Below are 9,455 nucleotides of genomic sequence, written 5' to 3'. Positions count from 1 at the left end.
CTATGTGCGGAAGGGATAAGTGCTGAAAGCATCTAAGCATGAAGCCCCCCTCAAGATGAGATTTCCCATAGCGCAAGCTAGTAAGATCCCTGAAAGATGATCAGGTTGATAGGTCAGAGGTGGAAGCGCGGTGACGTGTGGAGCTGACTGATACTAATCGATCGAGGACTTAACCAAATATAAATGATACTCAATCTTTTGACTTTGACTCTTTATCTAGTTTTGAAGGAACAACCTTCAAAATTTAAAAGTCTGGTGGCGATAGCGAAAAGGTCACACCCGTTCCCATACCGAACACGGAAGTTAAGCTTTTCAGCGCCAATGGTAGTTGAGGGTTTCCCTCTGTGAGAGTAGGACGTCGCCAGGCACCTGACAAAAGAGAGTAGTCATAATGACTACTCTCTTTTGTGAATATTCAACAAATTTTCTCTTTACATCAAAGATTCCTTCTTATAACGGGGCCGTAATTCCCTCATTTATTAACTTAAAAATAATTTTCCCTCATAAAAAAATAATAGAGCATAGCTCTCCCACCAACCATGCTCCTAAGAAATCTCATTAAATTCGTTAATATATATAGATCATATATACTTTTATGATTTTTATCAGCTGGTCGATAAAACTTCTATCGGTTAAAGCACCCGAGATGAAAAATAAACGGAGAATTTCCGCTTAATTAATAATGATTATTAAAAATAGCTTAAACAGACGGAGAAATTCCGCGTATTGGCAGGAAAACCTCGAAAAGGGTAGATTTTGCTTTACATAATCGGAAAACCTCCCTTTATTCAGCCCGAAACAAGCTTCATTCGATTTTTAAACGGAAAATCTCCGCTTACTTCTTACGATTAGTCAAGTGTATTTCAGTTAATTCATTAATGTTTTTTTAGATGTATTTGGGAGGGGTCCCCCTCCCAAATACATCTAAATTTTCCCATGACGAAAAGACCTCACGATATTCTTTTTTTCGTAAGGTCAGTGTGCTATAGTGAATATAAACTTGGCTACGATTTCTGAGCTGGTAGTGCGGACTCATAATCGTAAAGTATGCCGTGTGTCAGTAACTGAAACGTCACTTTCAGAAACTTATTGATACACGCCACAATCGCAACCTTATGAGGCTTTCTCTGAGGTTGCGTTTTTAATTTGTAATAATAGTCTACTAAATGATTAGGTTTTCCTTTTGCCATAAGCATCGTACAAATCATAAAAAATAAAATCTTCCGTAACTTCTTATTTCCTCGTTTATTAATACGATCACTGTATTGTGTATTGCCAGATTGATAGCGCATAATATCGATGCCAACGTAAGCGTTCAGTTGTTTCGCATTTTTAAATCGGCGAATATCACCTAGTTCGCCAATAAGTCTGCACGCTGTTGTATCACCAATTCCTGGAAAAGAGCGTAATACGGTATATTCCTTTCTTCCTTCAGACATCATAACCATTTGTTTCACAAGCTGGTCTTTCTTTTCCATTAAATCCGCAATACGTTGGGCATAATCGCGTACTTGATTACAACGAATATCTGTTGGTTCAATGGCAGGATATGAATTTTTCGCCGCTTCTAATAACACGATGGCTTTTTTCTCTGCACGTTCTAGTGAAAGATGTTTACGTGTATTGCTTTTTAAACGATTTTTAATCATTGTCTTTGAATGAGCTAATAAAAGGGTGGGATGTGGATACAATTGCACAAAATTTAAAAATAGCGCTGAACTCGGTGTAATAAGTCGTTCCAACTCTGGAAATGACATATGTAAAATGGCATGCATACGATTGCGTAAAAGAATAAGTTCTTCTTCAATTTCGTCATAATAACGAGTAATCGCCCGCATCTGTTCATAATAATCATTCTGCACATACGTCGTTTCACGTTCCAATTTAAAGTGGGTTTTCGCTAACTCATGGGCATCGCTAATATCGGTTTTATGTCGACGCATGGAAGCCATTTGTAGGTTCGCTTCAAGAGGGTTCATGCGACAGTATGTATGTCCGTGATCCCGTAGAAACTTTTCAACTGGTTTTGAATAGACACCCGTTGCCTCAAATACGATTTCAGGGGCTTGTCCATCGAGAGCTGTTATTTCCTTAATTCGAAGGTGGAGCTGCTCAAAATCCATGCGTGTATGATGCAATTCCCCTTCAAATTCACATTGTCTATAGCCATCATAAATGGCAATGGTACTTTTCCCTTTACTTACATCAAGAGCGATGACATGTTTCATATAAATATTCTCCTTTTATAACCAATCATAGAAGTCTTCACAATGCCTTATCGATTCCCTTTTCTTATACACGATCTCTAGGACCCAACATACTAAACTGATTCAAACAAGGGTGTGAAGTTGGCCTGTTTTAAATACGGACTCTAACATGGTCCCATAAGCGGATCGACCTTCCTTCACTTCTACTATAAAAAAATAGTAGCACAAACCATGGCCTTGGTTTGTGCTACTAATGTTAGTATGTTTTACTTTTATTGATAACTAGTACGACTGTCATTTCTGCACGTATTTTAAGAAAAGCAATTCTATACGGAACTATCATTACTAATTCAGTGAATAGTTTTTTCAATCAGGGGAGATTTTAGTAATATCTAAAATTAACTTTGGTAAAGGGTGCTTTGGTATGGAGAAAAAATTACTAAATTTATTAACGACAACATGTACTATTGTCGTTCCTTTTTTATTTACTGGAAAAAATATGAGAGAAAACCTAGTAGTATTTTTCTCTAAAGGTGTAATAGCCACTTTACTGGATGCATATGTTGTTGGAAAAAATAAGGTGGAATATCCCGTCCGTCCATTCCCTAAGATTTTTAAAACAAACATTGTTTATGATATGCTGTTTTTTCCTCTCTTAAGTGTTGTATGGGTGAAGCTAAGCTATCATGATAATCTTCCTAAAATCCTTTTAAAAAGCTTACTTTTTAGTGTTCCAATGAGTTTGGGGCAATGGTTCTTTGAAAAAAACACGAGTTTGTTTAAGTGGAAAAAATGGTCACCCCTCCATACATTTGTTAGTGTGAATTTTACCCTATTTTTAATTAGAGGTCTGGTAGGGTTAATAAAAAAATTAGATGTTGAATAAACAACTAATCCGTGAAAAAGGGGTAGTAAAACGAAGGTGCTGGTCTTAAGGATTAGTGCCTTTTATTATTGATATCACCTTAGTTATTTAAGGAAATAAATCTAGTATTTTTACAGATATGAATGTTCAACCCTTTTGATTAATGCATTAGTTTTTACCTTGAGAAACATAGTTATCCCTAGGTTAGATTTGTTTATCGTGCAAAAAAGGTTGCTGTAGACCCACACGAATTTACTTTGCTAATATAGATTGGCTTGGTAAGGGAGGTAGTTTTGTTGGAGGAAGAAAAATATAGAGATCTTAAACGGGGAGAAAGAGGAGCAATTATTAGTATTATTACTTATATATTCTTATCAATACTTAAGGTAGTCGTTGGTCTATGGTCAGGTTCAGAAGCCTTAAGGGCAGACGGTCTGAATAACGCCACGGATATTGTCGCTTCTATTGCTGTATTAATCGGTTTGAAATTTGCACAGAAACCAGCTGATAGAAACCATCCATACGGGCATTGGAAAGCAGAAACAGTAGCTTCCATGGTTGCATCATTTATTATGGCAGCTGTGGGCGTAAATGTTGTTTATGAGGGAATTCATACGTTTGTTAGTGGTACTCATGAGTCCCCCAACTTAATTTCTGCATGGATTGGCTTGTTCTCAGCCATCGTTATGTATTTTGTTTATCGCTATAATAGAAATCTAGCAAGAGAAATCAAAAGTCACTCTGTTATGGCGGCTGCTAAAGATAACTTATCAGATGCCTTAGTAAGTATAGGAACTGTAGTTGGTATCTTGGGTGCACAATTAAATCTTCCATGGTTAGATCCATTAACAGCTGTTCTTGTTGGTGTAATAATTTGTAAAACTGCATGGGAAATCTTTAGAGAGGCATCACATCACTTAACTGACGGATTTGATGAAGAGGAAATTATGACTTATAAAGAAACCATTCTTAACACTCAAGGAGTTAAAGAAGTTAAAGATATTAAAGCTAGAAATTATGGCAACAATCAAGTGGTGGATGCGGTGATTTTGGTTCGCTCGGACCTTAGTCTACACGAAGCTCATCACATCTCTACAAGAGTTGAAAATGAACTTAAGATCAAGCATGAAGTATATAATGTTCATGTACACGTTGAACCCCTAGAATTAGAAAGACTAGTCAAAATTAATTAAGGTATAAAGGAGTATCTCTAAAAAGGGATACTCCTTTTTTTAAAGGACTCAATTTTACCCTAAAATACTATTAACCCCTATTTTATAAAATAAATACATATCTTCGATTTCCATAATATGCGTTTGAATAGGAACACCGTACATTAATGCAAGGAACTGGCAGGATATATGATAGTAATCTGCTTCATTGACAGATTCCATTTGGGAAAGGTAATAGATAAAAATTTGGTTTAGCTCCATAGGTTTTACCTTATTTTGAAAAGCCTCTTCATTAAATAAATAATATTCATAAGGAGTAATCTCCATAATAGTTGGTTTTTCATTAAGTTTTGAGTAGTAGTGAACCAGAGAAACCATGATTTTTTTACCTAAGGTATCTTCACTTATAGTTTGAAAGATATGGAGGATCCCTTCTTTTCCATTGAAGTGTTTACTATGAATCTCATTGCTTCTTTCATAAAGCCATCGAATGACAAAGTAATCAAGAACTTGTTCCTTATAGCGAAAGTATTTAAAAAAAGTTACTTTAGTAGTTTGGATATTTTGACATAATTCTTCAACAGAGATCTCAGAAAGTTCTTTTGTTCTTAATAATCGAAGCATTTCATCTAGTATGGCCATCTTTAATTGTGCTTTTTTCTTCTCCCGAATACTGAAGTTTTCCAACTGTTTTCTTCTCCCTTATTTTATATTGAACCCAACTAGCACTATTCATCAATACAATTAGTAAACAAATACAATAGAATATTGTTGTGGACATGCTTTTAATAATTGTGAAAACATTAGCTGTTGAGACGATCATGATGGGAACATTTTCTTTAATTGAAAGCATGGTGAAGATCAAAATATTTTCTGAATAATCAAAAACCAAAGCTATTAACGGAAAAAACAGAGATATCCATAAAAGGAATTGAGAGGGGCGCTTCCCTCTTTTCAATTTAGAGTATGATCGTAGTAGTAAAACCAACATACAAAATCCGGCACCGAAATTGAAAATAGGAAAGAAGATATCCAATGGTAACTGAACATACTTATACAAATGATAACCTTGCTCAGTAAGAAGAGACAAGAATGAATTTGCATAGTTGTAGGAGTATCCTAGGGGCATCATATCAAATGTTTTCATTCCTCCGGCCTCACGTGAAATTTTAGGAATAATAGTTGATAACATTAAGACATAGATGGACTGAGATAATAGAAGAAAGCAAAGCCAATGTTTCCAATTTATCTTTTCAAATGTTTTAGTTAAGAAAGTATACATTAGCTAACCCCATTTCAATTAAAGTTAACTTCAGTTTATTAATTAACTCAAGTTAACTTTTATATTAATTGTCCATTACGATTTAGTCAACCACTTATTTCCACATTTTTTTATCTTACCGATTAGGGTGGATCATTCCTTTATAAGTGGATGCCTTTTAGCATTCAACTTTTCACGAAACTGCCTTTCTTGTAGAAGCTAGAAAATATTTCTCGAAATTACTTTAAAATTCCACACTTGTCCTATGATGCTTGTCCATTCATCTTTAAGATTAATTAATATATTAATCATGAGAAAAATATTAGGAGGAATATGGATGAGTAATATTTGGTTTCCAAGACGTGGTAGTAACAATGAAGAAAGCAGGGGAGGGAATAGTCAAAGTAAGAGTAAGAGTCGTTCTGACAGCGAAAGCAGTTCTAATTCAAATGTAGAATTTGATTCTGACATTGATAATGATTTAAGAACAGATGTGCAAAACGAAAATGATGTAAAAAACGTTGATAAAAATACAAACGTTGCTAAAATTACTAATTCAGGAAATGCAAGAGTCGACCTGAACATTGACGTTGACTCTGATTCTAATGCACGTGTTCGCTCTCGTTCTAGAGCAAATGTAGATTCAGAACAGGATCAGGATCAAGATAACAACCAAGATGTTGAGCAGGATGTTGAACAAGATTAATTGAGAATAAGACAAGATTGGATATTCCAATCTTGTCTATTTTACAAAGGAGGGTAGACAATGATTGAAAATCCAGAATGGAATAGCAAGAGGAATGTCTACCAGTTTCGTAATAAGGGGAGTTCAGATTTAGATAGTAATCAAGCAAGCATTGGACATAGTGGTAACTCAGATGTCGATGTACACGTGAATATTGATGTAGATACAAGACCAATTGCTTACGCCGTATTATGTTCACTTCTTGCAACAAAACAACTGTCCCAATCCGAATTTGAAATCGCAGTAAAAAAAATGGAGGAGCTTACTGGTGGTAACAGTAGGATGAGACAAACCATAAGTGATACTTCAAATTCCCGTGAACAGGTTCATAAAAAGGGAACTTCACAATTACGACTTTTTGGACCTAACTTCTTCTAGCTATTTAGTTAGTTATAATGAAATGGTAAGAACTGTAGAGAATCTCTACGGTTTTTTTATTGAAGAATTAGGATAAGCAGGCCATAAGCTATCTGTACTTATCGCTCTTCTTCAAGTATCGAGATTTCCTTTGAAAATTCAGATAGTAAAATTCACCCAATTTTCATAATGTAAGCGTTGCACCATGAAAATGGGTATATGTATTTTATTGGATATTTAGTATCTTATTTGTATAGTTTTTTTAAAACAGAAATGGGGAAGAACACAGATATGAAAAAGATACTCGTTTATCCAATTTTAGCTATGCTGTTAATTTCTGTAGTTGGAGCTTGTTCACAACAGACAGCAAAAGGGGAGCAGGTAACTGATAAGAACACAAAAGCAACTGAAAATGAATCTGCTCATTGGTCATATGAGGGGGAAACTAGCCCCGATCACTGGGGGGAGTTAGATCCCGCCGCTAACATTGCCTGTGTAAACGGTAGTGAACAATCGCCAATTAACATTGAATTTTCGCAAGTTGAAACTGTAGGGGGTGAAGAAGACCTTCAAATCAATTATGAGCCAACGTCATTTTCGCTCATGAACAATGGCCATACTGTACAGGCAAATGCTGTGAGTGGCAGTAACAGCATTCTTATTGAGGGAAAGGAGTATAAGCTTGCTCAATTTCATTTCCATACCCCAAGTGAGCATGAATTCAACGGTAAAAATTATGAAATGGAGCTACATCTTGTACATAAAGATGCAGATGGAAGGATTGCTGTCCTTGGTGTGATGATACAGGAAGGTGAAGAAAATAAAAATTTGGAAGCTATCTGGGATATCTTACCGAGTGAGGAAACAGATAAAGATATAGCCATTAATGAACCAGTTGATGTAAAAACATTGCTACCTGTAGATCAAACAGCTTTCCACTATGAAGGTTCATTAACAACCCCTCCTTGCACAGAAGAGGTAAAATGGACCATATTTGAAATGCCGATTGAAATGTCAAAACAACAAATTGAAGCATTTCGAAAGATTTTTCCTGAAAATCATCGTCCAGTTCAATCTCTAAATAATCGTAAAGTCATAAAAAGCTAAATAGCAATTGTCTTATGATATTAAAGATGGTTGATCCAAGATGATTAACCCTCTTTTTTTTAGAGATCCTTTATTGGCTGGTATTGTTCGGAGATAATGATATCATCTTTTAATAGAACATATGGATGAGTTTCCATCAACATAGTAGTAAGGTAATCTGGCATTCTCTCTCCTGCATACGCACAAATTAATGGAAACGAAATTGTATTTACAGCTTCGTCTACAATTTTCTCAAAGTCCTCTATCAAATGAAGCGGATCTTTCATACTGGCCCACTCAACATGTGCCCATGATCGAAATGAAATTTTATTTTCTACATATGGCTGTACCATTTTATTAAAATACTCAGTGATGGCTGGTGGATGGTAGCTTCCACTTGAATAATAGAAATCGTAGTTGTTTACACGATGAACAAACTGCAATTGGTCCTTATTTAACCGTTTGCTCAGTTCATTTTGTATAATTGGGTAGACACGGTCATTTTCTATAAGAATAACGTATTCTCCCACCGAAATCCCGTGTTGAATAAAGCTCACAACTTGTTTAATGTATTCCTCTATTCCATTATAGGGATACAGCACATGAGCACTCTTTTGCTTTTCAAATAATTGGTTCATATTGCTATTCAAGTTTTCACCTCAGTTGCCTTATTTGTCTTTATTCTCTTTCAATCTCTTCAACTTTAACATATTGAAAATTCTGTATACAAGAAATTTTGGCAGAAAAAGAGAATAGTACGTAATATGTTTGAAATGGTAATAAATTTAATTCGAGTGTTTATCCAAGAGGGATTATTACACATTTAGTTGAAGTTCTAATGGAGGGGACTTTACTTTAAGAAGATAATATAAAATACGCTCCGAGCTTTTGGCTCGGAGCTCTTCTATGTTAATTTATTGCATAGGAGGGGTTTCTTCGTAGTTCTTCTTCCTACCCAACTCATATACAAGTCGAGCAGTTTCTTCTAATATATAGATTACTGGAATTTGTGTGGTTACATTTGAGTGGTCTACAAATTCTTCAGAGACGTAATAAGAAATATTCACATCAGCTAGTTTGGCAATTGTGGATTGACGATTGTTGGTGATACTTATAATTTTGCTTCCTTTGCCTTTTAACTGGTGGATATGAGAAATGGTGTAGTTCCCTTCACCTGAAACAGAAAGAGCAATGGTGATACTATTATTCAAGTTTGCGTGAATAGGCATAAATGGATCTTTAATATACATGGAGAACTTTCCTAAACTTGAAAAATATCTTGCTCCGTACTCGGCAAGAATCCCTGAACTACCAATCCCGATAAAAATAACGCTATCTGCTTCGGCGATTACCTCTGCAGCTTCCTCTAATTTTGAAGTGAATTTTTCATTTTGTGTTCGTTCAAAAAACTCTGCTAACACATGCTGGCTACTTTTTATGCTTGGCTCATTTTTTTCATCAATTAATAACTTTAATTTTACTTTAAACTCGGAAAATCCTTCGCAATTTAATTTCCTGCAAAATCGCATAATCGTTGAGGTGGAAACATGGGTTTCATCTGCTAGATCGCGGATTCGCATGTAGACCACTTTCTCTTTATTTTGTGTTATGTAGTTGTAAAGTAGCATCTCTAGTTCGTTGAATGTTGCAATTACCTCATTCGTAAACAAAGCCTTCTCTCCCTTACACGTTCCCGCTTTTCTTCACTTTTATTATTATACACTAATAGAGAAACACAGTGTTATTTTTATGGAACAAATGC

The 9,455-nt window shown here is 35.3% G+C and carries 9 protein-coding genes and 2 rRNA genes; 7 read left to right on the top strand and 4 right to left on the bottom strand.

Annotation, left to right across the window (positions count from 1 at the left end):
- Both M3175_RS08545 and rrf read left to right on the top strand, forming a co-directional pair.
- A 23S ribosomal RNA gene (locus M3175_RS08545) occupies nucleotides 1–177 on the top strand; the annotation flags it as partial.
- 74 nt (nucleotides 178–251) lie between these two features.
- Nucleotides 252–367: ribosomal RNA gene (rrf, locus tag M3175_RS08540) — 5S ribosomal RNA — on the top strand.
- Between the two features lie 637 nt (nucleotides 368–1,004).
- On the opposite strand, the gene M3175_RS08535 is transcribed toward rrf, so the two are convergent.
- Nucleotides 1,005–2,228: an IS110 family RNA-guided transposase gene (locus tag M3175_RS08535; protein WP_251517643.1), complete on the bottom strand. Its 1,224-nt coding sequence runs from the start codon at nucleotides 2,226–2,228 to the stop codon at nucleotides 1,005–1,007.
- A 403-nt stretch (nucleotides 2,229–2,631) separates the two neighbouring features.
- Here M3175_RS08535 and M3175_RS08530 point away from each other — a divergent pair, with 403 nt between their 5' ends.
- Together M3175_RS08530 and M3175_RS08525 are read left to right on the top strand one after the other, a co-directional pair.
- Nucleotides 2,632–3,093: a CBO0543 family protein gene (locus M3175_RS08530; RefSeq protein ID WP_251517640.1), complete on the top strand. Its 462-nt coding sequence runs from the start codon at nucleotides 2,632–2,634 to the stop codon at nucleotides 3,091–3,093.
- 275 nt (nucleotides 3,094–3,368) lie between these two features.
- Nucleotides 3,369–4,265 carry a cation diffusion facilitator family transporter gene (locus M3175_RS08525; protein ID WP_251517736.1) on the top strand — a complete coding sequence of 299 codons (897 nt, stop codon included), beginning with the start codon at nucleotides 3,369–3,371 and terminating at the stop codon, nucleotides 4,263–4,265.
- 54 nt (nucleotides 4,266–4,319) lie between these two features.
- Here the strand turns inward: M3175_RS08525 and M3175_RS08520 are convergent, their stop codons facing one another.
- Nucleotides 4,320–4,931, bottom strand: a complete 612-nt coding sequence (locus M3175_RS08520; RefSeq protein WP_251517636.1) for a TetR/AcrR family transcriptional regulator — start codon at nucleotides 4,929–4,931, stop codon at nucleotides 4,320–4,322.
- Between the two features lie 911 nt (nucleotides 4,932–5,842).
- On the opposite strand from M3175_RS08520, the gene M3175_RS08515 reads away from it, so the two are divergent.
- The 3 genes from M3175_RS08515 to M3175_RS08505 all read left to right on the top strand — a co-directional run bounded on the left by M3175_RS08515 (nucleotide 5,843) and on the right by M3175_RS08505 (nucleotide 7,714).
- Nucleotides 5,843–6,211: a hypothetical protein gene (locus tag M3175_RS08515; RefSeq protein ID WP_251517634.1), complete on the top strand. Its 369-nt coding sequence runs from the start codon at nucleotides 5,843–5,845 to the stop codon at nucleotides 6,209–6,211.
- Between the two features lie 60 nt (nucleotides 6,212–6,271).
- Nucleotides 6,272–6,628: a hypothetical protein gene (locus tag M3175_RS08510; RefSeq protein ID WP_251517632.1), complete on the top strand. Its 357-nt coding sequence runs from the start codon at nucleotides 6,272–6,274 to the stop codon at nucleotides 6,626–6,628.
- Between the two features lie 270 nt (nucleotides 6,629–6,898).
- Nucleotides 6,899–7,714 (top strand): carbonic anhydrase, encoded by an 816-nt coding sequence (locus tag M3175_RS08505; protein ID WP_251517629.1) that lies wholly within the window; start codon nucleotides 6,899–6,901, stop codon nucleotides 7,712–7,714.
- A gap of 59 nt (nucleotides 7,715–7,773) precedes the next feature.
- Here M3175_RS08505 and M3175_RS08500 read toward each other — a convergent pair whose 3' ends face one another.
- Nucleotides 7,774–8,343 carry an MEDS domain-containing protein gene (locus M3175_RS08500; protein WP_251517625.1) on the bottom strand — a complete coding sequence of 190 codons (570 nt, stop codon included), beginning with the start codon at nucleotides 8,341–8,343 and terminating at the stop codon, nucleotides 7,774–7,776.
- A 264-nt stretch (nucleotides 8,344–8,607) separates the two neighbouring features.
- Nucleotides 8,608–9,363: a MurR/RpiR family transcriptional regulator gene (locus tag M3175_RS08495; RefSeq protein WP_251517621.1), complete on the bottom strand. Its 756-nt coding sequence runs from the start codon at nucleotides 9,361–9,363 to the stop codon at nucleotides 8,608–8,610.
- Nucleotides 9,364–9,455 lie beyond the last annotated feature (92 nt).

The sequence above is a fragment of the Robertmurraya korlensis genome (genome assembly GCF_023715225.1).
Classification (GTDB): domain Bacteria; phylum Bacillota; class Bacilli; order Bacillales; family Cytobacillaceae; genus Robertmurraya_A.
This window is presented reverse-complemented; position numbering and strand designations above follow the sequence as displayed.